Here is a 26388-nt window from a genome sequence, read left to right as displayed (position 1 = left end):
AACATTGTAATTTCTATCTGCTAACTCTTTGTTATTTTTGTACTGATGAATTTTCCAAAGAAACTAGAACAAAAACTCATTCAAAGAACAACTTCTAACACCTTAAGAAGTTTAAAATCTGATACCAATCGTATTGATTTTTATTCTAATGATTATTTAGGTTTAGCGCAATCTGAATCTGTTTTCGATCAAACACATCAGCTGTTATTAGATAAAAACATCAAAATCAATGGAGCTACAGGTTCTCGTTTAATTTCTGGAAATCATCAGTTATATCAAGAAACTGAAAACTATATTGCTCAATTTCATAATTCACCAAAAGCATTGCTTTTTAATTCTGGTTACGATGCTAACGTCGGATTCTTTTCTTGTGTTCCTCAACGTGGTGATGTGATTTTATATGATGAATATATCCATGCATCTATTCGAGACGGAATTCAACTTTCGAATGCAAAAAGCTACAAATTCAAGCATAATGATTTAGAAAACCTAGATGAGATGCTGAAACGAGTTCAGCATGACACCATTTACATTGTTACAGAATCAGTATTTTCTATGGATGGTGACACACCAAATCTTAACGGATTAGTTACTGTTGCTAAAAAACATAATGCATATTTGGTTGTTGATGAAGCTCATGCTTTGGGTGTTTTCGGAGAAAAAGGTGAAGGTTTAGTTCAGCAATTACAATTGGAAAATGAAGTTTTTGCTAGAATTATAACTTACGGAAAAGCTTTAGGTTGTCATGGAGCAACAATCTTAGGAAGTGAAAAATTATACAGTTATTTGATTAACTTTTCTAGAAGTTTTATCTACACCACAGGTTTGTCACCTCATGCATTAGCCACAATTCAAGTTGCTTACCTGCATTTAAAATCTGAAATCATTCAGCAACTAGAAGAAAATATCAATTTCTTTAAAAGTGAAGTAATACGATTACAATTAGATAATTCTTTTATTGAAAGTAATTCTGCTATTCACTGCTCTGTAATTTCTGGAATAGAAAAAACAAAAGCCATTGCACTACAATTACAAGAAAACGGATTCAATATAAAACCAATTCTTTCTCCAACAGTTCCTGAAGGTCAAGAACGATTACGTTTTTGTTTGCATAGTTTTAATTCTAAAAAAGACATTACAACTATTCTAGAACAACTTGCTACCTTTGTTTAAAATAGAAAAATGAGAGACGATTATACAATTTTAGCTGTTTTTGAATATTCCACTGAAGCTCAACTGGTGAAATCTAAGTTAGATTCTGAAAACATTAGAACCATGTTAATGGATGAAACTACAATAGACTCAGATCCATTGATTAGTCAAGCTATTGGTGGTGTAAAACTTTTAGTTTTTAATCAAGATTTAAAAAAAGCTTCTGAAATTTATAACGACATCAGAACTTATGAAACTGACAATAAAGGTAATGCCATTCATTGTCCGAATTGTAATTCTACAAGGATTTTAGTAGCCGATGTACAGCGAAAGAATTTCTTTTACATGCTTTTCCTATTTTTTGAACCACGAAAATTAATTTGTAACGATTGTAAAACAATCTTTAAATGAAAAAAAGTATAAGAAATATTATTTTACATACTTTACCATGGTTCATTACTTTTATTGAAAATTGAGAACGTCTCCCTGAATTTATTTCAGGGTCCCATCATAATGAAACAAAGCTTTGTTTACATACTTACAAATACATATAGAACAACTTTTTATATTGGAGTTACTTCAAATTTAGAAAAGCGAATTCTAGAGCACAAACAAGGAATTGGTTCTGCTTTTACTAAAAAGTATAATTTATCAGATTTAATTTACTTTGAAAAATTTTCAGACATTCACCAAGCTATTTCAAGAGAAAAACAACTAAAGAATTGGCGTAAAGAATGGAAAATAAACTTGATTAAAAAAGTAAATCCAGTTTTAAAAACATTAGATGTTTGATGTGATGCTGAACTAAATTCAGCATGACGATACTACTGATTTTTATTTGAAACTTACTACTTTTGTTTTATGATGAAACGACAAAAATATTTTATCACCGGTATTTCTACAGAGGTAGGAAAAACTGTTGCTTCAGCAATTATTACAGAAGCTTTAGAAGCTGATTATTGGAAACCAATCCAATCTGGCGATTTAGATTATTCAGATACACATAAAGTAGAAAAGTTAGTAACAAACAAAAAGTCTGTTTTTCATCCAAATAGCTATGCGTTAAAAACACCAATGAGTCCGCATGCTTCTGCTGAAATTGATGGAATTACGATTGACATCAATCAAATTAAAGCTCCAGAAACTCAAAATAATTTAGTTATCGAAGGTGCTGGTGGACTTTTAGTTCCTTTAAACGACGCCCATACTATTTTAGATTTAATTCAACCTGATTATAAAGTTATTGTAGTTTCTCGTCATTATTTAGGAAGTATTAATCACACCTTACTAACTTTAAATTTACTGAAAGAAAAAGGGTTTGATATTTCTTTAATTTTTAGTGGAGATGAGCATCCAACCACAGAAAGTATCATAAAAAAAATGAGTGGAGTTCCTGTAATTGGAAGAATTGAAGAAGAGCCTTACATCGATCAGAATGTAATTCGAGAGTACGCTGAACTGTTTAAAGATAAGTTGTAATAATCTAATTTTATTAGAATATCTGAAGCTTACTTTTTTGATGTGATACTGAAACAAGTTCAGTATAACGGTACTCTCTAGATTTTATTAAAACAATTATTTTTGTTTTGAAACTTATAAATCGTCACCCTGAATTTATTTCAGGGTCTCATTAATGATGAAACAAAGCTTTGTTTACATACTTACAAATACATATAGAACGACTTTTTATATTGGAGTTACCTCCAATTTAGAAAAACGAATTCTAGAACATAAACAAGGAGTTGGTTCTGCTTTTACTAAAAAGTATAATTTATCAGATTTAATTTACTTTGAAAAGTTTTCAGACATTCACCAAGCCATTTCAAGAGAAAAACAACTAAAGAATTGGCATAAGGAATGGAAAATAAACTTGATTAAAAAAGTAAATCCAACTTTAAAAACACTAGAATATTAATTTTGATGCGATGCTGAAACAAGTTCAGCATGACGGCAATCTCTAGATCTTATTAAAACAACTATTTTTGCTAAAAATTAGTAAACGTCACCCTGAATTTATTTCAGGGTCTCATTAATGATGAATTAAGTTCAGCATAACGTTAATTAATAGAACGAAACCATGACACTACAAGAACGCGATAAAAAACACATTTGGCATCCTTTAAAACAACACCAAACACACCCGAATAGTTTAGGAATTGTAAAAGCTAAAGGATGTATCCTTACAGATGAACATGGTAACGAATATATCGATGCTATTTCCTCTTGGTACACATGTATGTTTGGTCATTGTAACGATTTTATCACCAATCGTGTTTATCAGCAAATGCAGCAATTGGATCAAATCATGTTTAGTGACTTTACACATCCTGCTGCTGTAGAACTTTCAGAAAAACTAATTCAAATTCTTCCTGAAAATCAAGCTAAAATTTTCTTTAACGATAATGGTTCAACAGCTGTAGAATCGGCTATAAAAATGGCTTTACAGTATTATTTCAATATTGGAGACAAACGCACAACTTTTATTGCTTTTGAAAATGGTTTTCACGGAGATACTTTCGGAGCCATGTCTACATCTGGACTTTCAGTTTATAACGGACCTTTTGAAGATTTTCTAATAAATATTCATAGAATTCCAGTACCAAATGGAGAGAATCACACTGAAATCTTAGAACAGTTATCTGAAATTATTGCCAATAATAAAATAGCAGCTTTTGTTTACGAACCTATTGTGCAAGGAGCTGCCGGAATGAAAATTCACAATATTGAAGGATTAAATCAAATTATTGAATATTGTAGAAACAATGATGTTTTAACTATTGCAGATGAAGTAATGACTGGTTTTGGTAAAACAGGAAAAAACTTTGCTTCAGATCATGTATCTACGAAACCAGATATTATTTGTTTAAGTAAAGCTTTAACTGGTGGATTAGTTCCGATGGCAATTACTTCTTGTACTCAGAAAATCTACGATGCTTTTTTAAGTAACGATATTGCAAAAGGCTATTTCCATTGTCATACCTATTCCGCGAATCCGATCGGTTGTGCGGCTGCAATTGCAAGTATAGATTTATTAACTTCTGAAGAGATTCAAGATAATATTCAGCGAATTAGCACATCACATATTGCCTTTAGTGAAAAAATCAAAACACACGCTAAAGTAAAATCAACCCGATCTATTGGAGTCATTTTCGCTTTAGATTTAGACACAAACATGGAACGTTATGGAACTTTAAGAGACTTATTATTATCTTCTTTTATGAAAGAAGGTGTGTTTTTAAGACCTTTAGGAAACACCATTTACATTCAAGTTCCGTATGTAATTACAGATGAACAATTAGAAAAAATATATGTTACTATAGAAAAGGTTCTAGATACTCTCTAGAATCTTTTCTTTCTCTAATAAATTAATTTGTTCCCCTGTTTCTTTAATCAGTACATATAATTCTTCGTACACCCATTTTCCATCAACTCGAATTCCTTTTACAACAAGGTTTCCTTCTCCTTTATCTCCAGCAATTTCTATCAAGAAATCAACCTCTCCTCCGTCATCTTTGATTGAAATATTTCCGTTAGGAAATCCTTCAGAATCGATATCTTCTCCTAATAATTCGACAACTCTTTCATTTTGTTTGGCCAATTCGATAACTTCATCAAGAGGTGAAGCATCTACAAACTCGTTTACAAATCCGAAAATAGCAGCTCCCAAACCGAAAACAAATACTAAAATTAGGATTAAACATCCAGAGCAACAACCAACAGGCAAAGCCCAAGGCCAATTTCTACCAAACCAACTTTTTTGAGGTCTTTCGTTCATACTGTTTTTTCAATAAGACTATTTCTAGCTTTACTTGTTACAACGATTTGTAAAGATTTTCATTTTTAGCTTTCTTGTTAAAAACTGAAACAGTTCTATTTCTTTATCTTTTTAACCTTAATTTTGCTGAAATTTTTTTGTATTGAAACCTATATCAATTTCAGCATTTGCATCAATTTCTCCTTTAGGAAAAACTTCGGAAGAAGTATGGAATAGTTATTTAGATACTAATCATAGAATGACTAAAACCACCTTTAAAAACTTTACAGAATGGGTGGCAAGGATTGCAGATGAAGATTTAGAAGCTATATCGGCATTAAGAAAAGCTGACAATAAATATAAAAACCTAGATAACACTGTTTTATTTGCTATTTATGCTTCACGTATAGCTACGCAAAAAGCAGGTTGGAAAACTGGTGATGATTTTGGAATTAATATTGGTTCTTCTCGAGGAGCTACAGCTTTATTTGAAAAATACCATGAAGAGTTTTTACAAACAGGAACTTCATCAACATTAAGCTCGCCAACAACAACACTTGGTAATATTTCTTCTTGGATCGCACACGACTTAAAAAGTAACGGACCAGAAATATCTCATTCTATTACTTGCTCTACAGCCTTACACTCTTTACTTAATGGTGTAGCTTGGTTACAAGCAGGTTTATGCGATAAATTTTTAGTTGGTGGAAGTGAAGCTCCGTTAACTGAATTTACCGTAGCACAAATGAAAGCTTTAAAAGTATATTCTAAAGAAACTGAAGGTTATCCTTGTAAAGCTTTTGACTTAGAAAAAACAAAAAATACGATGGTTTTAGGCGAAGGTGCTGCCGCTGTATGTTTAGAAAATGAAATAACTGAAAATACTATAGCAAAAATTAAAGGTATCGGTTACGCTACTGAAGTTTTAAAACATAATACATCTGTTACTGCTGATGCTGAATGTTTTCAAAAATCGATGAAAATGGCTTGTAAAAACATCGATTTAGATGAAGTAGATGCCATCGTAATGCATGCTCCTGGAACTATAAAAGGAGATTCTTCAGAAATTAATGCAGTTAAAAAAGTATTTGGAAATCATCAACCTTTTTTAACTACCAATAAATGGAAATTAGGACATACTTTTGGTGCATCTGGGCTTCTAAATTTTGAGTTAGGTTTACTCATGTTGACTCATCAAAAACTAATCGAAGTTCCTTTTGCTCAACCACAAAAGAAGCCTAAACAAATAAAAAAAATAATAGTAAATGCTGTTGGTTTTGGAGGTAATGCTGTTTCAGTTTTAATTTCAAAATAGTATAATAATACAATTAGTTTTCCTACTTTTGATAACGCAAACAATGACGACTATATGAGTGAGACTAGACATAACTGGACTAAAGAAGAAATTTTAGCGATTTATAATAAACCAATGATGGAGCTGTTATATGATGCAGCTACAATACACCGTAAACATCACGATCCAAATACAGTACAGGTATCTACGTTACTTTCTATAAAGACAGGAGGATGCCCAGAAGACTGTGGATATTGTCCACAAGCAGCAAGATATCATACAGATGTAGAAGGAAACGACTTAATGAGTGTAAGTCATGTAAAAGCACAAGCACTACGTGCTAAAGCATCTGGAAGTTCGAGAGTTTGTATGGGTGCAGCTTGGAGAAATGTGAAAGACGGACCAGAATTTGATCAAGTATTAGAAATGGTTCGAACTATTAATAAGCTAGATATGGAGGTTTGTTGTACATTAGGTATGATTACTGAAAATCAAGCACACCGTTTAGCTGAAGCTGGTTTATATGCTTATAACCACAATTTAGATTCATCTGAAGAATACTATAAAGAAGTAATTTCAACTAGAGGATTTGAAGATCGTTTAGAAACTATCGATAACGTTCGTAAAACAAACGTAACAGTTTGTTCTGGTGGAATTATTGGAATGGGTGAAGCTATTGAAGATAGAGCAGGAATGTTAGTAGCTTTATCTACATTAAATCCACAACCAGAATCTGTACCAATTAACGCTTTAGTAGCTGTTGATGGAACTCCATTAGAAGATCAAAAACCTGTTTCAATTTGGGAAATGGTACGCATGGTTGCTACAACACGTATTGTAATGCCAGAAACTCAAGTTCGTTTATCTGCCGGTAGAACACAAATGAGTCAAGAAGGACAAACAATGTGTTTCTTCGCTGGAGCGAATTCAATTTTTGCTGGAGACAAGTTATTAACTACTCCAAATCCAGATGTAAACGAGGACATGAAGTTATTCGAGTTACTTGGATTAAACCCTCAAAAGCCATTTATCAAGAAAATGCAACCTAAAACTGTTGAGGCTGAAGACTCTCAATATAATGATTTAGGAGAAAAACCAAAATGGACTAGACCAGGTCATAAGATTGAAAGAAATGAAATTAAAAAACAAGAAGCTAAGCAAGTAAAAGCATAAAATAGATATTACAAATAGGATAATTTATTTTAACAATTACTTTTAAAAAAGGTTTCGTAACGTTTTCTTAACTTTGCTGTTATCAAAATTTGACTAATGGGATTACAATTGGAACAAATAGATAGGGTCGAAACGATTACTAAAGAAGACTTTATCAAAAATTATTTCAAGCCTCAAAAACCTGTTGTTATTGAGCGTTTTATTGAAGATTGGCCAGCATATTCTAAGTGGTCTTTAGAATACATGAAAGAAGTTGCTGGAGACAAAACTGTTCCTTTATACGATGATAGACCTGTAGATTATAAAGATGGTTTTAACGAACCACACGCTACAATGAAGATGAGTGAGTATGTTGATTTACTGAAGCGTGAACCTACTAAGTTTAGAATATTTCTATGGAACGTTTTAAAGGAAGTGCCTGTTTTACAAAAAGATTTTTCTTTTCCTGATTTTGGTTTAAGATTAATGAAAGGCTTACCGATGTTGTTCTTTGGAGGTAGAGATTCTTATACTTTCATGCATTATGATATTGACTTAGCTAACATCTTCCATTTTCACTTCGAAGGAAAGAAAAAGTGTATTTTATTCGATCAAAAACAGAATAAGTTTTTATATAAAATACCACATTCTTTAATTACCAGAGAAGATATAGACTTTAATAATCCAGATTTTGAGAAATGGCCAGCTTTAAAACAAGCTAAAGGTCATGTTGCAGAATTAGAACATGGTAATGTATTATATATGCCTGAAGGTTATTGGCATTATATGCGCTATGTAACGCCTGGTTTTTCAATGAGCCTACGTGCAATAGCAAGAAACCCTAAAAACTTAGGAAAAGCCATTTATAACGTCTTTATCATGCGAACAATTGATAACATAATGCGACGCATTAAAGGTCAGAATTGGATCGACTGGAAAAACGAACAAGCCATTACAAGAACAAATAAGGCTAACAACATAAAATAAAAAAAGAAGGGGAAAAATCCTCTTCTTTTTTTTATGCTTTATATTTTTTATGAATTAACTTTAGTTAGGGATCATTATATAGGTATAACTAAAAATCAAATTCATGAAAGCTTGTCCACATTGTGGCTCTTCTAATCGCTCTAGAAAAAGAAGAACCGGTATCGCTAAACAATTATTTTTTTTAAAACTTTACAACTGTTCAGATTGCAGAAAAGATTATTATTGGATCGCTCCAATTAACTTTTCCTTAAAAGTTAACGTCTCTTAAGTATTTACTTAAAGAGACGAACAATATCATTACCGTTAGCAAAGATTAGTGAAAAATCTTTGGCAAATTCTTGAAGCACCTACAATTCTTGTCTGTTTTACACTTTCAAATGTCTTAAATGTAATTGTTTCAAATATTAATTTTGACAAAAATTAAACATAGTATGGAACTTACCAAAGAACAAAAATTATTTAAAGACATTATAGAAAAAGCTTGGGATGATACAGAATTTAAAAATCAATTAATCGAGAATCCTCAAAAAGCAATTGAAGAGTCTTTCGGCCAAGAAATAAAATTTAAAGCAGATAAAAAAGTAGTATTTACTGATCAAACAGATGAGGCTATTACATATATTAATATACCTGCTAAACCAAATTTTGATGACGTCGAATTAAGTGAAACTGCCTTAGAAAAAGTAGCAGGAGGAAGTTGGCCGACTTTCTTTACTGGTTTGAGTCAGATATTTAACATTGGAGATATAAATGATCATAATAGATATGATCAATCTAATTATTGGGCTTAAAACTCTGTAATGAAAAGAAGGGGAAAAGATCCTCTTCTTTTTTTATACTTCATATTATTTTATGAATTAATTTAAGTTAGGAATAATTATATAGGTATAACTAAAAATCAAATTCATGAAAGCTTGTCCACATTGTGGCTCTTCTAATCGCTCTAGAAAAAGAAGAACCGGTATCGCTAAACAATTATTTTTTTTAAAACTTTACAACTGTTCAGACTGCAGAAAAGATTATTATTGGATCGCTCCAATTAACTTTTCTTTAAAAGTAAAAACAGTTTGAATTATTTCATCCAACTATTTACTAAACGCACAACATCATTACCATTAGCAAAGATTAGTAAGATTAATAAAATAATAAAACCTACTAACTGAGCATACTCTAAGAATTTATCACCAGGTTTCTTTCCAGTAATCATTTCCCAAAGAGTAAATACAACATGACCTCCATCTAGTGCAGGGATTGGTAATAAGTTCATAAATCCTAACATGATTGATAAGAAAGCAGTAATATTCCAGAAAGTTTGTGCACTCCATTCAGATGGGAATATGCTACCAATAGAAATAAAACCTCCTAAACCTTTATAAGCACCTGTACTCGGATTAAAAATCTTCTTTAATTGTTTAACATAACCAGTTAATGTATTCCAAGATTTATTTAAACCTGCAGGAATTGCTTGACCAAAAGAATAAGTTTTAGTTTCTAAACTATAGTAACCTAACTTTTCTAAATCACGCATTGGTAATTGTGCTAAACCTACACCTAATTTACCTTCACCTGTAACTTGTACTTCGATAGGTTTAATTTCGTTTCCTCTTTTAACCTCAATCGTAGTTTTTGTTCCTTTTAATTTTGCAAATAAATCTTTTCCTTCATCAAAATATTTAATCGGAGTTCCGCCAATAGATACAATCATATCTTTAGCTTTTAAGTCCGATTTTAAATTAGGTGATTCTTTTCCAACATTAGAAATTACGAAAGGATATCTTGGTAAAATAAAACTTCCTGCATCTTTACCTCTATCTACTAAATTAGAAATAAAATCAACTGGAATTTTCTTTTCTATTTTCTCTCCGTTTCTTTCAATAACAAAACTGCTACCATTAATTAATTCGATAGGAATTTGATTGAACTTCTTAATCGTTTTTCCATCAACAGAAATAACTTTATCTCCAGTTTCCAATCCTAATTTTACAGCTAAGGCATCTTGTACCCAAACACCATCTTTTACATTGTCGTTTGGCAAATACTTTTCACCGTATACCCACATTAAACAAATGTAAATTAGAATACCTAAAATGAAATTCACGATAACTCCACCTAACATAATAATTAAACGTTGCCAAGCTGGTTTCGAACGGAATTCCCACGGTTGTGGTTCTCCTTTCATTTGCTCCGTATCCATACTTTCATCAATCATTCCAGCTATTTTCACATAACCTCCTAAAGGAATCCAACCAATACCGTAAACTGTTTCACCTATCTTCTTTTTGAAAAGTGAGAACTTGTAATCGAAAAATAAATAGAACTTTTCTACTTTGGTTTTGAATAATTTAGCAGGAACAAAATGTCCTAATTCATGTAAAACAATTAAGAGTGATAAACTTAATATGAATTGTGAGGCTTTTATAAGTATTTCCATAAATGGTTTTGTGTCTTTATCCTAAAAAATGTAACAAATGTACGCTTTTAAGTAGAGTTGTAAAAATTGCTTATTTATACTTTTATAGGTTTTAACAAAGATTTTAGGAAACCCTTTTTTTAAGCCGTATTTTTGTAGAGAAATTACAATGTGAAATGAATATAGCTTTCTTTAAAAAATCTAAATACACTTTTATTTTTTTACTTTTTTTTTCAATAGTGGCTTTACCTTGCTATTACTTTCTAGTGAAGGTTGATAAAAAGTTACCTATTTACAATCCTGCAGATGTAAATCCGAAATTGGTTGATAAATCGATTCGTATGTTCACTAAAAATCATACGGTTGCCGATTTTGAATTAACAAATCAAAATGGAGAAAAAGTTACACAAGAAGATTACAAAGGAAAGATTTATGTTGCTGATTTCTTTTTTGCTACCTGCAAAGGCATTTGCATTCCGATGGCTAATAATATGGTTGAATTACAAGAATATTTTAAAGATGATAACGATATTCTTTTTCTTTCGCATTCTGTAACTCCTAAAAAAGATTCTGTTCCCGCTTTAAAAGCCTATAGTAGACGTATGGGAATTATTGATGAAAAATGGAATGTAACTACTGGTGATAAAAAACATATTTACGAATTGGCTAGAAAAAGCTATTTCGCTGTTTTAGACGAAGGAGATGGTGGTGAACAAGATTTTATTCATACAGAAAACTTCATTCTTATTGATAAAGATCGAAGAATTCGCGGTATATATGATGGTACAAAGTTCGAAAACATGCAGCAAATTATTGATGATATTTTACTACTAAAAGAAGAGTATCAATAATTTTATTTCTTCTTCTTTTTCCCTTCTTTGTCGAAAAACTTATTTAACTCTTGTTCTGTTTTAACTACTGAAACAGCTAAACATAACACCAATAAAATCATTGGTTGCCATGTGATTTTTGGATTTATTATTGCTAATAAAAAAGCTCCAACTAAAGAAACTCCTGCATAAATTAAAAACTGTTTATTAAAGAAGTTATTAGCAAAATCCCAAATGTTTTGATTTTGCATCGTACGAGGAGTACGATAACCATAAAATGAATTGATCTTTTTTGGTGGAAAGAAATAAAAAATCAAACTAAAAAGAAATAACAATCCGTTTACAGATAGTACGTATAAAAATGGACTCATAAATTTTATTTTTTTCTTTGAGGTCGCATTAAACCTTCTTGTGCTACAGAAGCAATTAATTTTCCGTCTCTTGTATAAATATTTCCACAAGCAAATCCTCTAGCTCCATAAGAATTCGGACTTTCAATTGAGAATAATAACCAATCACTAAAATCAAAATCTCTATAAAACCACATAGAGTGATCTAAACTTGCCATTTGTGTATTTCCGAAATGAGCTTTACTTGCATTCGGATATAAACATGCAGTTAAAATATTATAATCAGAAATATACGTTAGAATTTGTTGTTTTTGCGCTAAGTTTAAATCAGAACTATCCCCTTTCAACTTAAACCAAACATCTACAACTGGTGGTAAATCTTTTTGATCGAAAGGATTTACAACTTGAACTGGTTTAAATTCTATAGGACGTTCGATACTTAAAAAAGCCTTCATTTTCTTAGGAAGAAAATCACCAAACTGATCTAACATATCTGTCCAACTCAATAAATCTTCAGGTTGTTTGATATCCTTTTTTATTGGCATTTGATGTTCGTAACCTTCTTCAATTTTATGAAACGAACACGCTAAAATAAAAATGGTTTTATCTCCTTGATGTGCTGTAACTCTTCGTGTAGAAAAACTTCCTCCATCACGAATTGTTTGTACATTGTATATAATTGGTAATTCTAAGTTTCCTGGCTCTAGAAAATAAGAATGTAAAGAATGTAAAATCTTTCTTTCAGGAACTGTTCTGTAAGCTGCGTTTAATGACTGTGCTAAAACCTGACCTCCAAATACATTTGGACTCCCAATATCCTTACTGATTCCGCTAAAATTATTATCTCCCTGATCTTCAAGCGTAAGAATATTTACTAGTTCTATAGTATTCTTCATTGAGTTGAATTTATAAGTTAAAAGTACTCTTTTTAACTCTGCTTAACAAGAGTTTTAGCTTTAAATGGATGCTTTTGCTGAAATGGTGTAGGCTGAATTTTATCTATAAAACACTTTAAAATTTTATTTGGTATACTATTTTTATGTCTGAAATAAATGGTTAAATCCTGAGGTTCTGCACCTACTGAACTTTTGATTTCACTTGCAGTTCTACCGAAATTAATTTGTTTTAACTTATGTGAAATAGCAATATTTATGTAATCGTAAAGCATACGTTGGTAAACAGCATACTTTCTATTATACTGATAAGAAATACCAACAAAGTGAGCATCTAAATTTCCTTGATTAATCATTCCTGATAAAAAACCTACCAATTTATTATTTAAAAGATATCCTTTAATAATATAATCTCTTTTTAAGTTTTCCTTCAATACAGCATAAGAAAGCAAATTGAATTCTCCTAGATTGAACCCTGCTTTAGAAGACACATTTTTATAGAGCTTTTCCATATCTTTTAAATACATATCAATATTACTTTCTGTAATATCAATCTCTTCTAAACTGGCGCTACGCTCCATTGCTTTTTTAGCCTTTACTCGAAACTTTGTTTTCATCGCAGCTAAATAGTCATTGAAATCTGACCAATCTTCATCAATTTGCATTAGCATGTTAGGTTCAACATTGAACGAGTGATAATTGTAGCCTAAAAGTTCATCACTTATAAATAAAGATTCGTGTTCGAAATCTTTAAGCATAAATCCACTTACCTTATAATCAAAATGACCTTCATCGTTTACCAGGTGCAGTACAGATTTTGCAATTTGCTTAATTACTTTTTGCTTGTCTTGTCCTTCTTTTATAAAAATTCCGTGTTCACCACTAACAAATGTATTTCCGCAGGTTAAAATTTTTAAAGGTTTTTGATCTGACAACAAGTGTAATTTTCGACCTATTTTTTTTATGAATTCAACAATACTTTGTAATTCATTTTGAACACTATCTAGATAAAAATTCACAACTTGAACTGTTGAAAAAGCGATAGGTTTATAATGATCATCGAATAAAACTACATACCAAAAATCTATATCTTCATGATATTTTGATATAGCAGATAAGTAATTCGGATTAAAATATAGATCGTTTGTACAGTTTAATTCTTTCCAAATATGTTCTGGAATATCTTCTACTGTAGGATAGTAATTGGCGTTCTGTATTTTTTTACAAATATTCAATTAAATAATTTAAAGCTATACTGTCGTATATATGTTCTGGTAATTGCAAGTTAAGCGTAAAAAAGCAAAATTATAATACTTCTTCAAGTTTTAGCTTTTCTTTTACAAAATACTACATTATGAAATATAAAAAAAGCCTGTATAAACAGACTTAAGTTTCTACTAAAGTATATGTTAACTATTATTTTTCTTTTTTATTCTTCTGATCGTAGGAGAACTTAAATAAAATAAGTAGAAACCAGATAATATTGTTGCTAGTCCTAAAACAGAAAAAATACGCAATGTCCAATTTGTAATATGATCTCTAGTTTCAAAATCCATAACATGTAACATCCATAAAAAATCAAAACGCCTCCAATTATCGTTTCTTACTGAAGTAATTTTAGCCAACTGGGGATGAACATACACCTTTGTATTCGTTGAATGTTCTAATTCAACAACATAAACTGGCAATGGTTTCTCTCTATATTCGTGATCTTTAGCAACGTTTTCTTTTGTTAGTAATGAAACTTTACGAATTGAAATCTCTTCTTTTAATCTACTTTTCACAAAAGAAGAAATTTGATCTTTAGTTAAACTATCTTTAATAGCATACACTCTATTACTTAACGTTAGAAGGTAATTTTTTGAAACAGTTTCTACTCGTAAAAGACTATCCTGATTCACTACAACTCCTTCAATATTTTTGATAGGTTCTTTTATAACTCCTAAAAGTTTACGAACTGGTTCATTGAATTTAAATGCAAAAGTGTGTTCTGATTTATCTAACAATGTTTTACCGTGAACATCTTTCATATTGTTCCAGCTAAAGTACAACCCTCCAATTGTCCAGAATAAAAATTGGATCCCTATAAAAAGACCTAAATAACGATGTGTTTTTCTAGTTCTTAAATGAAGTTTACGTGACATTAAATATAGTTTACTATTTGTATTTAAGCTTCATTATTATTAGCATAACTGCTGAAACTCCTGTAACTGTATTTGCTAGAATTATAGGCAAACTATTTAAGTAAATACCATAAATCAGCCAGCAAATAATTCCTGTTAGAAAAATAGTATACATGGTTAGTGATAATCCTTCTGTAGATTTTGTTTTCCATGTTTTATATACCTGAGGTAAAAAAGAAGCCGTAGTTAAAAATGCTGCTAAATACCCTAAAATCTCATGAAATGACATAATAATATTTCAATTTTAATCGCCAAAGATAGCTCTATAAATCTTACCAACCATCATGTTTCCGATAGGAAAATACAAACCAAAAAACATAGTCATTCCTAAACTGAAATTCCTGATATTAAAAAGTTTATCTAAAATATTATCAGGATACGCATAAGAAGTTTGTAATGCATAACCTAAAAACTCCAATACACCCATTGCTATTAATCCGTAAGCATATTGCATATGAAATGGTAAACCGCGTAAAAGCAACGATATCGGAATCATATAAAATATATAACACGTAATTACTTGCCACCAATAGGTAAACCTTGCAATTTCAACAGCTGCACCAAAATTATTCATTATGGTTCCCCAAATAAAATATACGATTGCATAGGTTAAAACTAGTTTTTTATCTACTGAAAATTGCAATTTTGCGTAAGCGATAAATTCTTTCATAAGTTTAGATTTAAGATTGAAACTGCGCCATAATTACCGTGATGGGTAAGTGATATATTAACTCCTAAAGTTTGATTATTGACTTTAACTTCTGGAATACCTAATGCTGTTTTCTCTATTTGAATAATTTTAGAATTCAGATTATATTTTTCTGCAATTCTATTTTTTAATTGACTATAAACTGTTGCTCGTTGTGTACTGAAACCACCTTCTTTTAAAGGGAAACAAAAAGTATCGACACTTGATAAATTACTTACACCTGAAATTGCAGTGGAATAGATATATTTTTTATTCGTGATAGTTTTCGAAAAATACTTTTCATCATTTATAATTACCGATCCGTTAGAAGAATCAGTAAGAGTGCATACGAGCTTTTTAGGAGCAAAGAAGCGTTCTTTATATTTTCGAACATAGATTTTGTAGACACTCTCTTTCATACTCCACAATTGCCAAACTGAAGTAAAACTACATTTACTTTCTAGTATATGTTCTTGTTCTTCAGATGTAAAAATCTTATCTAAAAAACCGTCACGTTGCCAATTACTTTGCTTTCTTGTAAAGTTGATATCTACAATATCGTTCCCAATCATTACGAAGCTAATTTGCCTTTAATAATTGCTATTGCGTTTTTTACATTTAGCATTTGCTCCATAGCATCGTTATCTATTTCGATATCGAATTCATCTTCAACATCTAAAACTACGTCCACTAAATTAGCAGAATTGATTTTTAAATCATTAATAAAATCAGTCTCTTCCGTTAAATTATCAAAAGCCACTTGGTCTTGAATATAAGGTTTAACGATTTCTTTTAATTTAGGTATTAGTTCTTCGTTTGTCATATACTTATCGGTTGTATTTTTTTAATATTACGCATCCATTTACGTCACCAAAACCAAAACTTGCTTTGGCCATAATATTAATTTTTGTATCTATTTTTTCTTTCGGAATTTGTGCTTGATCTATCTCTGCTAAAATATCTGGATGAATATCTTCACAATTTATCGATGGAAATATAAAATCGTGATGTAACTGAAGAACAGCAGAAATACTTTCGATACTTCCTGCAGCGGCTAAACAATGACCAATCATTGATTTTAATGAATTGATATAAGGAAAATTCGCCCCTTTTCTTCCTAATGCTTCTGACCAATTTTGAATTTCAAAAGCATCTTTTGATGTAGCCGTTAAATGTCCATTAATCACATCAATTTCATCCGCAGTAATTCCTGAATTTCGAATTGCGTCTGTAATACATCGTTGTACAGCTATTCCATTAGGCGCAGTCATTGTTCCTCCATTTCTTTGTCCGCCAGAATTCACAGCTCCACCTAAAACTTCTCCATAAATAGTTGCTCCTCTTCCTAACGCACTTTCTAAAGATTCTAACACCAAAGCTCCGGCTCCAGCTCCTGGGACAAAACCAGATGCTGTTGCACTCATTGGACGAGATCCTTCTTTTGGATTCTCATTGTGTTTATATGTCATTACACGCATAGCATCGAAACCACCCCAAACATAAGGTCCGCCATCACTACAACTCCCAACTAACATTCGATTTGCTTTGCCTAAAGCAATTCTATCGTAACCCATTAATATCGCTTCCGTTCCAGTTGTACAAGCAGAAGAATTTGTAGTTACTTGATTTCCTAAACCTAGCTTACCGCCTAAATATGCGCTAATTCCGCTAGCCATAGTTTGTATAACTGTTGTGCTACCTAAGCGTTTTACTTTATTGTCATCAACTTTATAAATAGCTTCACGAAATTTTTCAACTCCAGAAGTTCCTGTTCCAAAAACAATTCCTGTATCAAAGTCTAAATCACTTTCTTTATCAACTATAAAGCCCGCATCTTTCCAAGCATCTATTCCAGCAATACAACCATATAAAATTCCGGAACTATTAAAACCTCTCAACTCTAAAGCCGATAAATAATCTAGTTTTTTCTCTTCGGTAATTGTTGGAAGTCCGCCAATACAACACGAAAAGTTCAAATCTTTTAAATCTTGATGAAATGTAATACCAGAAACGCCATTTTTAATCGCATTTGTAAACGACTGTATATCGACTCCATTTGGAGCAACAACTCCTAAACCTGTTATTACAACTCTTTTATTCAACTGATTATTTTTTATTCGTTAACATTCCAGCGATTTCACCTCTACATACTAATTCGCCTTTGACATTCAGCATTTTTACTTTACATTTTAACTTATTGAATCTGAAGTATTGTTTTTCAGAAATAACCGTTACTTTCTCTTCAGGAAATACAGGAAGAAAGAAATTGATAGCATTAGATGTTAACGCTATTGCTGGTTTTTCTTCTAACACACTTTCTTTTCCTAAAAGAAAAATACCGAGACAAACTACACCGATTTGCGCCATTACTTCGGTTAATATAACTCCTGGTGTTACTGGATCATCTTTAAAATGCCCTTGATAATAAAATTCTTCTTTTTGAAATGTATATTGACCAGTTACTCCTTCTTCAGAAATATTGATGATTTCATCAACAAATAAAAAAGGTTTTTCATAAGGTAATACTGTTATGATTTGTTCACTTGTCATGCTACACTATATGTTCTCCGCCGTCCACAGGAATAATACTTCCGTTAATCCATTTGGCTTCATCTTTACTTAATAAATATACCACATTTGCCACATCTTCTGGCGTGGTTAAACGTTTAAAAGGATTCGTTTTTAACACGTGATTTTTTATGGTTTCACTTCCTGGAATTCGTTGAAATGAATTTGTATCGGTAACACCTGCTTGAATGCAATTCGCTTTAATTCCGTAAAGAGCAAACTCTAAAGCAATGTTTCGAGTAATTGCTTCTAAAGTTACTTTAGCCGCAGAAACCGCTGCGTAATTTTGCCAAACCTTCCGATTTCCTTCACTTGTAAAACTTATAATTCTAGTATCATCAGCAAATAACTCCGCGGTAAATAATGCTTTTACCCAATCGTATAAACTAATCGCCATGGCATTAATGGTTAGACTAAAATCATCGTTTTTTAATTGTGGTGATTCATCTTCAGCAACCATAGGTTTTAAATTTCCTTTGGCAATACTGTGTACAAATACTCGAATCTTTCCTGTTGATCCTAAATTCTCTTTCAATTCTGAAATAATATGTGCTCTTTTCTCTGTATGCAATGCATCTACATTAAAAGCTAATAATTGAACATTTTCATTACGAAAAATTTCAAAATCATCTTCAATGCGTGACATATCAGATTTTCGATCTCGGTGTAAAATACAGATATTCAGACCGTGTTTTGCTAGCTTTTTAGCAGTTGCTAAACCCAATCCGCTAGAACCACCTAAAATAACAGCCCACTCATTTTTATGTGCAAATTCTCTTACCATTCTAATAAAATTCGTTGCGCTGAAAATCCGGGTCCGAAACTCAACATTAATCCTTTATCACCTTTTGGTAAATCTCTATCTATAAATCGTTCTAAAACATATAAAACAGTAGCGCTAGACATGTTTCCATATAATTTTAAAACCTCTTTCGTATCGTCTATATTCTTTCCTAATTTTCCAAAAAGATCTTCTACGGTTTGTACGATTTTCTTTCCTCCTGGATGAAAAACTAAATGATCTATATCTGATATGCTTAGCTTATTCTTTTCTAAAAAAGGATGGATAATCTTCGGAAAATGATTTGAAATTGTCTCAGGAACAGATTTATCTAACACCATTTGTAATCCTGTATTTTTTAAATTGAAGCCCATCATGTGTGTTGCATTATAAAAATGATACATTGCTTCGTCTAAGATTTCCGGACCAACTTCATCTTCATAAGACGATAAAATAACTGACGATGCTCCATCTCCAAAAATGGCCGCACTTACAATATTTACCATCGAATAATCATTTAATTGAAACGTAGCTGTTGGCGATTCTACAGCGATTACTGCAGCTCTTTTATTTGGGTTCGCTTTTAAAAAGTTTTTCGCATAAATAATTCCTGAAACTCCAGCTGCACACCCCATTTCTGTCACGGGCAAACGAACAATGTCTTGTTTCATTTGTAAGCTATTGATTAGATAGGCATCTAAAGACGGAATCATAATTCCCGTACAACTTACTGTAATAATATAATCAACTTCATTTGCGGCAAGATTTGCTTTCGCCAAAGCCTTTACCAAAGCTTGTTCTGCTAACTTTGTACATTCTCTCGTATAGATTTCATTTTTCTCTTCAAAAGAAGTGTTTAAAAAAACATCTTCTGCATCCATAATTGAATAACGTCGATCTACACCTGCATTTTCAAAAATTTTAATTGCCTTTCTTTGAAAACGCTCTTCTTGACCAGATAACCATACTTTTAAATACGGTAAAATTTCTTTTGTATTTCTTGTATATTTTGGAAGTTGCTTTGCAACTGATGTAATTCGTACGCTCATAAATATTTAATGATGCTTTATTAACCATTGGTAACGGAATGCCCATTTCCAAGTAATTGTGCTTTTACCAGATAAGTTCTTAGCAAAACTCTCTAGTTCTTTTCTTTTAAATCCTCTTAAAATAGATACCAAACCATCGTTCTTCACCATTTTATTTTTAATAAATAACGTAATGATTTTGAATAAGTAATAAGCCAATTTATGTCGGTGTAAATCGTTTATCACTAAACCTAACTTGGTTCGATCTTGTATTATTGGTAATAGCTTTGCTATTTCTTTATCTGAAAAATGATGCAGAAAAAGTGTAAATAGCGAAATATCGTAAGACAGTTCTTTAAATTCGTCAGTCAGGATATCTTGTTTCAAATACCGAATCTCTGGATATTCTTTTGATAACTCAATTGCATAATCTATTGTAGCTTGATTCGCATCTACACCGATAAGTTCAAACTTACGACCTTGTTTTCTTCCTAACTTGGCAATTGCTCTTAACATATCTCCATTTCCACAACCCAAATCGATTATAGAAATCACTTTATCTTTTGGCTGATCTTTACAGAGTTTTTTTACGCCATTTAAGGTTAATATATTACCTCCTAATACACGATTAATTTTAGCAATGATGTCTAGTGTTTTGATCAAGGTTTCACCAGACATATCGAAATCATCCATGATTTCTTCTTCTTTGCTTCTATATTTGGTGTTGATCATTGTATTGGTTTGAGGTATTTCCCATGTGTTTTTTTAATAATGATGGGTAAAATCCATGGAAATAGTCGTAAGCCTAAGGTAATCATTTCCGAAAAGAAATCCATATTAAACAAAGCAGCAAGTTTTCTTCCCATTCGTAAACGCTTATTAAAAGCTTTCTTCCATTCTCGAGTATATATTTCTTCAAGCTCTTTTCTTGTTGAAATCTCTTTATTGAAATATTGTATGATAATTTCTGAAGCTATTTGTGCGGAATGAATTGCCATAGCCATTCCGTTTCCACAAAGTGGATGAATCATTCCTGCAGTATCACCACACATCAGCATGTGATTTTCTACAGGTTGCTTTTCAGCAAAAGAAATCTGACTTATGGTTAACGGACTTGGAAACATTAATTTAGAGTTCCCTATAATTTCTTGTAGTTGTTTATTTTGTAAAAGGACTTTATTTTGAAATTCATCAATATCTGTATACTTTTTAAAAGCATCATAACTTGTGATATAACAAACATTAATATGATCGTTTTCTACTTTAGAAACTCCACAATATCCTCCTTTAAAATTGTATAATGAAACTTTATCCTCTGGAAATTCTCCTTTGTAATGTGCTTTTACTGCCAAAAAAGGTGATTTCTGTTGAATAAAAGAACGCTTTAAACTAATATCAATATTAGAACGCTTTCCATAAGCTCCAATAACAATATCTGCTGTAAAGGTTTTGTTACTTTTTGTGGTTATCGTGAAGATTTCATTCTGAAAGTCAATTTGACTCACATAATCGTGAATAATTTCAACTCCATTTTGCTTAGCGAGTTTTGCTAATTCATAATCTAATGTGTATCTGCTAATTCCAAAACCACCCAAGGGAAGTTTTGTTTTTATGGTAGTGTTACTGGAAGTCGATAATGTAAAATCGGTAATTTCTTTAGCTTGAAACTGAAGCGGATCGAAACCTAAGGATTGTAAATAAGGTAAAACCTCATTTGAGATATATTCTCCACAAACTTTATGCTTCGGATATGTATTTTTTTCAATAACTGTTACCGATATTCCTTTTTTAGCAAGATGAATAGCACTCACCAAACCTGCTAAACCTCCACCAACAATAACTACCTTATTTTGTACCAAGATAGTTTACTTTAGCTATTACTTTTTTTGATAAAATTAAGCTGCTTTTTCCTACGTTATAATCTAACCTATCGATACTAAAATCTGAATTAATGCTTAGTTTATTTCCTTTTTCAGATAATTTAATTGGTATTGTAATTGACTTAGTAGTTCCTTTAATTGTTAGATTTCCAGTTAAGTTATAGAGATTAGTTTCTACCATTTCAATCTTAGTAGACTTTAAAGTAATGTTAGGATATTCTGCAATATTGAAGTATTTTTTCTTAGCCAAACTTTTATCTCTTGACTTGTTTTTTGTTTCTACGGAAGATACAGCTATGGTTGTATTGATATAACTATTAGCTAAATCGTTCTTGTCGAACTTTACATCAAAATCAACTTTAGAAAACATGCAATCTACATAAGATCCAAAATTTTTGATTTTGAACATTACTTTGGTCGCAGATTGATCTTGAACAAACTTTTGAGCGGAAAGATTCCAAGTAGTAACACTTAGAAAAGCAAGTAAAATTAACTTATTCATCTTGGAGTAAATTCATTTGGATTTAACTGCATTGAAGATAAGAAAAATTACAACTCTTTTAAGTGTCGTTACGTTATAATAACTAAACTTTAAGATATTGGATTTATCAATTTAAGATTGATAATTTTTACATATAACCGTTACCGTAGTTTACTTAACCGCTAAGAAATTCACGTTGGTAATTACTTTTCTAGACAATAGAAGACTACTTTTTCCTACTTTATAATCTAGTCTATCAATTGTAAAGCCTGATTTAATACTAATCTTATTTCCATTTTCAGAAACGATTAAAGGTAGTGTTACAGATTTTGTAATTCCTTTAATATTTAAATCTGCTTTAAGATTGTACAAATTGGTTGCGACTTTTTCTATCGCGCTAGACTTTAATGTAATTGTTGGATAATTTTTAACGTCGAAGTAATCTTTTGATAAAATTTTATTTCGGTACGAGTTGTTGGTATCGAATGAATTTACATCTATCGTAGCATTTAAGAAACTAGATTTCAAATCATTCTGATCAAAATTGCCATCAATATCTACTTTAGTAAATAAAGCATCTACATAAGCTCCAAAATATTTAATTTTAAATACAACGGTAGTTTTCGATACATCTTGAGTTAACTTTTGTGAGTGAATTTGAAAGGCACTCAAGAAAACGATCATTAAGGGGATTAATTTTTTCATCTTGTAAACCTTTAAAATTAAGCTTATTACAAATAATAAAAACTTAATAAATTGATTAATAATATAGTGATTTTTTAACAAAAAATCAATTTACAAGAAAAAAACTTATAAAAACACACAAAAAAATGGATATTTACTAAAGCTCAGTAAATATCCATTTATGATTAAATTATCCTACGATATTGATAATCTTTCCAGGTACGATAATCACCTTTTTAGGTGTACGACCTTGTAATTGTTCTTGTGTTTTTTCGTGAGCCATTACTGTTTTTTCAATATCTTCTTTCGACATGTCTAATGGTAACTTTAGCTTGAAACGCATTTTCCCATTAAAAGAAATTGGATATTCTTTTTCAGACTCTATCAAGTGTTTTCCATCAAACTGAGGGAAAGCAGCAAAAGCAATCGAGTTTTCATGACCTAATTCACTCCATAATTCTTCTGCAATATGTGGTGCATAAGGAGAAACTAAGATTAATAACTCTTCTAAAATTGCTTTGTTATTACATTTTTGAGCAGTTAACTCATTAACCGCAATCATGAATGTAGAAACTGAAGTATTGAAAGAGAAATTCTCAATATCTTCTTCTACTTTCTTAATTGTTTTATGTAATGTTTTTAAGTTGTCTTTAGTTGGTTCACCTTCTGAAACTTCAAAGTTTTCTCCGTTGTGGAATAACTTCCAAAGTTTCTTTAAGAAAGAATACACTCCAGAAATACCGGAGGTTTTCCAAGGTTTAAATTGCTCTAAAGGTCCTAAGAACATTTCGAATAAACGTAAACTATCTGCTCCGTATTCTTCACAAATATCATCAGGATTTACAACATTAAACCAACGTTTAGACATTTTTTCAACCTCACGGCCTACGATGTATTTTCCGTCTTCTAACTCAAATTCAGCATCAGCATATTGTGGTTGCCAATTCTTTAATCCTTCTAAATTTAACTCATCTGAAGAATTAATTAATTTTACATCTACACGTAATTCCTGTAATTCATCAGCTTTATAATTGTCTTTAAGACCTAAAGACACATATTTGTTTGTTCCAGCAACTCTGTATACGATAGCAGAAGTTCCTAAGATCATTCCTTGATTGATTAATTTCTTTGCAAATTCATCAACAGGAACCAAACCTAAATCGAATAAGAACTTTTGCCAAAAACGTGCATATAATAAGTGTCCTGTTGCATGTTCAGAACCTCCGATATATAAATCAACTTCTTTCCAATACTCAACCGCTGCTGCGCTCACAAAATCACCATCATTTGTAGCATCCATATAACGGTTAAAATACCAAGAACTTCCTGCCCAACCTGGCATTGTATTTAGTTCTAATGGAAATACGGTTTCATTATCTATTTTATCATTTGAAACAACAGTATTAGTAGTTGTATCCCAAGCCCAAACATCAGCATTTCCTAATGGTGGTTTACCATCTTCTGTTGGTAAATACTTTTCAACTTCTGGTAAAACAACAGGTAAATGTTGCTTCTCAATCATCTGAGGCATTCCGTCTTTGTAATAAACTGGGAATGGTTCTCCCCAATAACGTTGACGACTAAATACTGCATCACGTAAACGATAGTTTATTTTTCCGTAACCAAATCCACGTTGTTCCATTTCATAGATTACAGTTTTCATCGCTTTCTTGTATGGTAAACCATTTAAGAAATCAGAATTCGCAATAACAGACTTTTCTTTATCAGCAAAAGCTTCTTCAGAAATATCAACACCTTCAAAAATATTTGGAATCTCTAAATCGAAATGCTTTGCAAAATCGTAATCACGTTGGTCACCACAAGGAACTGCCATTACAGCACCAGTTCCGTAGCTTGCTAACACATAATCACCAATCCAAATTGGTACTTGTTTTCCAGAAAAAGGATGGATTGCATATGCTCCTGTAAAAACTCCAGAAATTGTTTTAACATCAGCCATACGATCTCTTTCTGAACGTTTTGCCGTAGCTTCAACATAAGTCTCTACTGCTTCACGTTGTGCATCAGTAGTAATTTTTGCTACTAATTCATGTTCTGGAGCTAACGTCATAAAACTTACTCCGTAAATCGTATCAGGACGCGTAGTAAACACATCGATATTAGCATCGTTTCCATCAACTTTAAAAGACACCATTGCTCCTTGCGAACGACCAATCCAATTAGTTTGAATATCTTTTAACGGCTGTGGCCAATCAATTCCATTTAATCCATCTAATAAACGCTGTGCATACGCAGAAATTCGCATCGACCATTGTGTCATTTTTTTACGAACAACAGGATGACCTCCACGTTCTGAAACTCCGTTTACAATTTCATCATTTGCTAAAACTGTTCCTAAAGCTGGACACCAGTTTACTTCTGTATCAGATAAAAATGTTAAACGGTATTGTAATAAAATTTCTTGTTGTTTTGTTGAAGAAAAACCGTTCCACTCGTCAGCAGTAAACGTAATGATATCTTCATCACAAACTGCATTTACAGTTGTATTTCCTTCAGCTTCAAACTTTGCAATTAATGTACTTACATCTTCTGCTTTATCTGAATCTTTATTATACCAAGAATTGAACAATTGGATAAAAATCCACTGTGTCCATTTATAATATTCCGGGTTTGATGTACGAACTTCACGAGACCAATCGAATGAAAATCCGATTTTATCTAACTGTCCGCGATATGTTTTAATATTAGTTTCTGTGGTTATTGCAGGATGCTGACCTGTTTGAATTGCATACTGCTCTGCAGGTAATCCGAAAGAATCGTAACCTTGTGGGTGCAATACATTAAATCCTTTATGACGTTTGTAACGCGCATAAATATCACTTGCGATATATCCCAATGGATGTCCAACATGTAACCCTGCTCCGGATGGGTAAGGAAACATATCTAACACGTAATATTTGGGTTTATCGGAAGTGTTACTAGCTTTAAAAGTTTGGTTTTTTGCCCAATACTCTTGCCACTTTTTTTCGATCTCTTGGTGATTGTATTGCATTGTTTAATTTTATTCTTGTCATTACAAGAAATGACGTAATTCAAGCTACAAATTTACGGTAATTTCAGGATTATAAAAGTTTTAGCTAAAGCAATTCAAAGATTAATTGAAGATATAAAAAAAGGACAGTGCTGGGTCGGCACTATCCTATCCTTGGAATATAAAGAAACTTGGTTTAACTTAAACTATTTTGAGTGTTATTGTAGAGCTGGTAAATAGTATTTTCTCAATCGTCAGTCATAGATATTTCTGCTTTATTT

At 31.5% G+C, this 26388-nt stretch carries 30 protein-coding genes; 11 read left to right on the top strand and 19 right to left on the bottom strand.

The window, feature by feature from the left end:
• Positions 1-45: 45 nt before the first annotated feature.
• The 6 genes from Q1A15_RS16375 (at position 46) to bioA (ending at position 4495) form a co-directional block, all read left to right on the top strand.
• Positions 46-1173 (top strand): 8-amino-7-oxononanoate synthase, encoded by a 1128-nt coding sequence (locus Q1A15_RS16375; RefSeq protein WP_299626459.1) that lies wholly within the window; start codon positions 46-48, stop codon positions 1171-1173.
• Positions 1174-1182: 9 nt separating this feature from the next.
• Positions 1183-1563, top strand: a complete 381-nt coding sequence (locus tag Q1A15_RS16370) for a DUF2007 domain-containing protein (protein WP_299626456.1) — start codon at positions 1183-1185, stop codon at positions 1561-1563.
• 102 nt (positions 1564-1665) lie between these two features.
• On the top strand, positions 1666-1944 hold the full coding sequence (locus Q1A15_RS16365) for a GIY-YIG nuclease family protein (protein WP_299626453.1): 279 nt from the start codon (positions 1666-1668) through the stop codon (positions 1942-1944).
• 72 nt (positions 1945-2016) lie between these two features.
• The gene (gene bioD, locus Q1A15_RS16360) at positions 2017-2631 is read left to right on the top strand and encodes a dethiobiotin synthase (protein ID WP_299626901.1); all 615 of its coding nucleotides are present in this window, start codon (positions 2017-2019) and stop codon (positions 2629-2631) included.
• 157 nt (positions 2632-2788) lie between these two features.
• Complete coding sequence (locus Q1A15_RS16355) at positions 2789-3067, top strand: GIY-YIG nuclease family protein (RefSeq protein WP_299626450.1); 279 nt, start codon at positions 2789-2791, stop codon at positions 3065-3067.
• Between the two features lie 162 nt (positions 3068-3229).
• A complete protein-coding gene (bioA, locus tag Q1A15_RS16350; RefSeq protein WP_299626447.1) occupies positions 3230-4495 on the top strand; it encodes an adenosylmethionine--8-amino-7-oxononanoate transaminase in 1266 nt (421 codons plus the stop codon).
• Here bioA and Q1A15_RS16345 read toward each other — a convergent pair.
• The gene (locus tag Q1A15_RS16345) at positions 4481-4927 is read right to left on the bottom strand and encodes a cytochrome c oxidase assembly factor Coa1 family protein (protein WP_299626444.1); all 447 of its coding nucleotides are present in this window, start codon (positions 4925-4927) and stop codon (positions 4481-4483) included. The genes bioA and Q1A15_RS16345 overlap by 15 nt on opposite strands.
• A 142-nt stretch (positions 4928-5069) precedes the next feature.
• Here Q1A15_RS16345 and Q1A15_RS16340 point away from each other — a divergent pair, with 142 nt between their 5' ends.
• The 4 genes from Q1A15_RS16340 (at position 5070) to Q1A15_RS16325 (ending at position 9130) form a co-directional block, all read left to right on the top strand.
• A complete protein-coding gene (locus Q1A15_RS16340; protein WP_299626441.1) occupies positions 5070-6221 on the top strand; it encodes a beta-ketoacyl synthase N-terminal-like domain-containing protein in 1152 nt (383 codons plus the stop codon).
• Between the two features lie 54 nt (positions 6222-6275).
• The gene (gene bioB, locus Q1A15_RS16335) at positions 6276-7373 is read left to right on the top strand and encodes a biotin synthase BioB (RefSeq protein WP_299626438.1); all 1098 of its coding nucleotides are present in this window, start codon (positions 6276-6278) and stop codon (positions 7371-7373) included.
• Positions 7374-7469: 96 nt separating this feature from the next.
• The gene (locus Q1A15_RS16330) at positions 7470-8339 is read left to right on the top strand and encodes a cupin-like domain-containing protein (RefSeq protein WP_299626435.1); all 870 of its coding nucleotides are present in this window, start codon (positions 7470-7472) and stop codon (positions 8337-8339) included.
• Between the two features lie 410 nt (positions 8340-8749).
• Positions 8750-9130: an NHLP leader peptide family RiPP precursor gene (locus Q1A15_RS16325; RefSeq protein ID WP_299626432.1), complete on the top strand. Its 381-nt coding sequence runs from the start codon at positions 8750-8752 to the stop codon at positions 9128-9130.
• Between the two features lie 281 nt (positions 9131-9411).
• Here the strand turns inward: Q1A15_RS16325 and rseP are convergent, their stop codons facing one another.
• The gene (gene rseP / locus Q1A15_RS16320; protein ID WP_299626429.1) at positions 9412-10770 is read right to left on the bottom strand and encodes an RIP metalloprotease RseP; all 1359 of its coding nucleotides are present in this window, start codon (positions 10768-10770) and stop codon (positions 9412-9414) included.
• Between the two features lie 155 nt (positions 10771-10925).
• Here rseP and Q1A15_RS16315 point away from each other — a divergent pair, with 155 nt between their 5' ends.
• On the top strand, positions 10926-11600 hold the full coding sequence (locus Q1A15_RS16315; protein ID WP_299626426.1) for an SCO family protein: 675 nt from the start codon (positions 10926-10928) through the stop codon (positions 11598-11600).
• Between the two features lie 2 nt (positions 11601-11602).
• On the opposite strand, the gene Q1A15_RS16310 is transcribed toward Q1A15_RS16315, so the two are convergent.
• From Q1A15_RS16310 to leuS, 17 genes are all read right to left on the bottom strand, one after another.
• Entirely contained in the window at positions 11603-11950 is a 348-nt protein-coding gene (locus Q1A15_RS16310) for an SdpI family protein (protein ID WP_299626423.1), read from the bottom strand.
• 5 nt (positions 11951-11955) lie between these two features.
• Positions 11956-12825 carry an acyl-CoA thioesterase II gene (locus Q1A15_RS16305; protein WP_299626420.1) on the bottom strand — a complete coding sequence of 290 codons (870 nt, stop codon included), beginning with the start codon at positions 12823-12825 and terminating at the stop codon, positions 11956-11958.
• A gap of 32 nt (positions 12826-12857) precedes the next feature.
• Positions 12858-14057 (bottom strand): GNAT family N-acetyltransferase, encoded by a 1200-nt coding sequence (locus Q1A15_RS16300; RefSeq protein ID WP_299626417.1) that lies wholly within the window; start codon positions 14055-14057, stop codon positions 12858-12860.
• Positions 14058-14231: 174 nt separating this feature from the next.
• The gene (locus Q1A15_RS16295; RefSeq protein ID WP_299626414.1) at positions 14232-14966 is read right to left on the bottom strand and encodes a hypothetical protein; all 735 of its coding nucleotides are present in this window, start codon (positions 14964-14966) and stop codon (positions 14232-14234) included.
• Between the two features lie 13 nt (positions 14967-14979).
• Positions 14980-15234 carry a SemiSWEET transporter gene (locus Q1A15_RS16290; protein WP_299626411.1) on the bottom strand — a complete coding sequence of 85 codons (255 nt, stop codon included), beginning with the start codon at positions 15232-15234 and terminating at the stop codon, positions 14980-14982.
• A gap of 15 nt (positions 15235-15249) precedes the next feature.
• Positions 15250-15675, bottom strand: a complete 426-nt coding sequence (locus Q1A15_RS16285; protein ID WP_299626408.1) for a hypothetical protein — start codon at positions 15673-15675, stop codon at positions 15250-15252.
• Positions 15672-16265 carry a 4'-phosphopantetheinyl transferase superfamily protein gene (locus tag Q1A15_RS16280; RefSeq protein WP_299626406.1) on the bottom strand — a complete coding sequence of 198 codons (594 nt, stop codon included), beginning with the start codon at positions 16263-16265 and terminating at the stop codon, positions 15672-15674. Before Q1A15_RS16280 ends, Q1A15_RS16285 begins: the two co-directional genes overlap by 4 nt.
• Entirely contained in the window at positions 16265-16516 is a 252-nt protein-coding gene (locus tag Q1A15_RS16275; protein WP_299626403.1) for a phosphopantetheine-binding protein, read from the bottom strand. The genes Q1A15_RS16280 and Q1A15_RS16275 overlap by 1 nt, the downstream gene beginning before the upstream one ends.
• A 4-nt stretch (positions 16517-16520) precedes the next feature.
• Positions 16521-17795, bottom strand: coding sequence for a beta-ketoacyl-[acyl-carrier-protein] synthase family protein (locus Q1A15_RS16270; RefSeq protein ID WP_299626400.1), 1275 nt, complete (start codon positions 17793-17795; stop codon positions 16521-16523).
• Positions 17796-17799: 4 nt separating this feature from the next.
• Entirely contained in the window at positions 17800-18243 is a 444-nt protein-coding gene (locus Q1A15_RS16265) for a FabA/FabZ family ACP-dehydratase (RefSeq protein ID WP_299626397.1), read from the bottom strand.
• A gap of 1 nt (position 18244) precedes the next feature.
• Positions 18245-19045, bottom strand: a complete 801-nt coding sequence (locus Q1A15_RS16260) for an SDR family oxidoreductase (protein WP_299626394.1) — start codon at positions 19043-19045, stop codon at positions 18245-18247.
• Positions 19039-20091 carry a type III polyketide synthase gene (locus Q1A15_RS16255; protein ID WP_299626392.1) on the bottom strand — a complete coding sequence of 351 codons (1053 nt, stop codon included), beginning with the start codon at positions 20089-20091 and terminating at the stop codon, positions 19039-19041. Before Q1A15_RS16255 ends, Q1A15_RS16260 begins: the two co-directional genes overlap by 7 nt.
• A gap of 6 nt (positions 20092-20097) precedes the next feature.
• Entirely contained in the window at positions 20098-20802 is a 705-nt protein-coding gene (locus Q1A15_RS16250; RefSeq protein ID WP_299626389.1) for a methyltransferase domain-containing protein, read from the bottom strand.
• The gene (locus Q1A15_RS16245; protein WP_299626386.1) at positions 20799-21929 is read right to left on the bottom strand and encodes an NAD(P)/FAD-dependent oxidoreductase; all 1131 of its coding nucleotides are present in this window, start codon (positions 21927-21929) and stop codon (positions 20799-20801) included. Before Q1A15_RS16245 ends, Q1A15_RS16250 begins: the two co-directional genes overlap by 4 nt.
• Complete coding sequence (locus tag Q1A15_RS16240) at positions 21916-22452, bottom strand: YceI family protein (protein ID WP_299626383.1); 537 nt, start codon at positions 22450-22452, stop codon at positions 21916-21918. The genes Q1A15_RS16245 and Q1A15_RS16240 overlap by 14 nt, the downstream gene beginning before the upstream one ends.
• A 150-nt stretch (positions 22453-22602) precedes the next feature.
• Positions 22603-23136: a YceI family protein gene (locus tag Q1A15_RS16235; RefSeq protein WP_299626380.1), complete on the bottom strand. Its 534-nt coding sequence runs from the start codon at positions 23134-23136 to the stop codon at positions 22603-22605.
• A gap of 169 nt (positions 23137-23305) precedes the next feature.
• Positions 23306-26128 (bottom strand): leucine--tRNA ligase, encoded by a 2823-nt coding sequence (gene leuS, locus Q1A15_RS16230; protein ID WP_299626377.1) that lies wholly within the window; start codon positions 26126-26128, stop codon positions 23306-23308.
• Positions 26129-26388 lie beyond the last annotated feature (260 nt).

Origin of the sequence: uncultured Tenacibaculum sp. (genome assembly GCF_947495995.1) — a bacterium.
Taxonomy (GTDB): Bacteria; Bacteroidota; Bacteroidia; order Flavobacteriales; family Flavobacteriaceae; genus Polaribacter.
The sequence above is the reverse complement of the archived record's forward strand: the minus strand, read 5'-3'. Positions and strand labels throughout refer to the sequence as shown.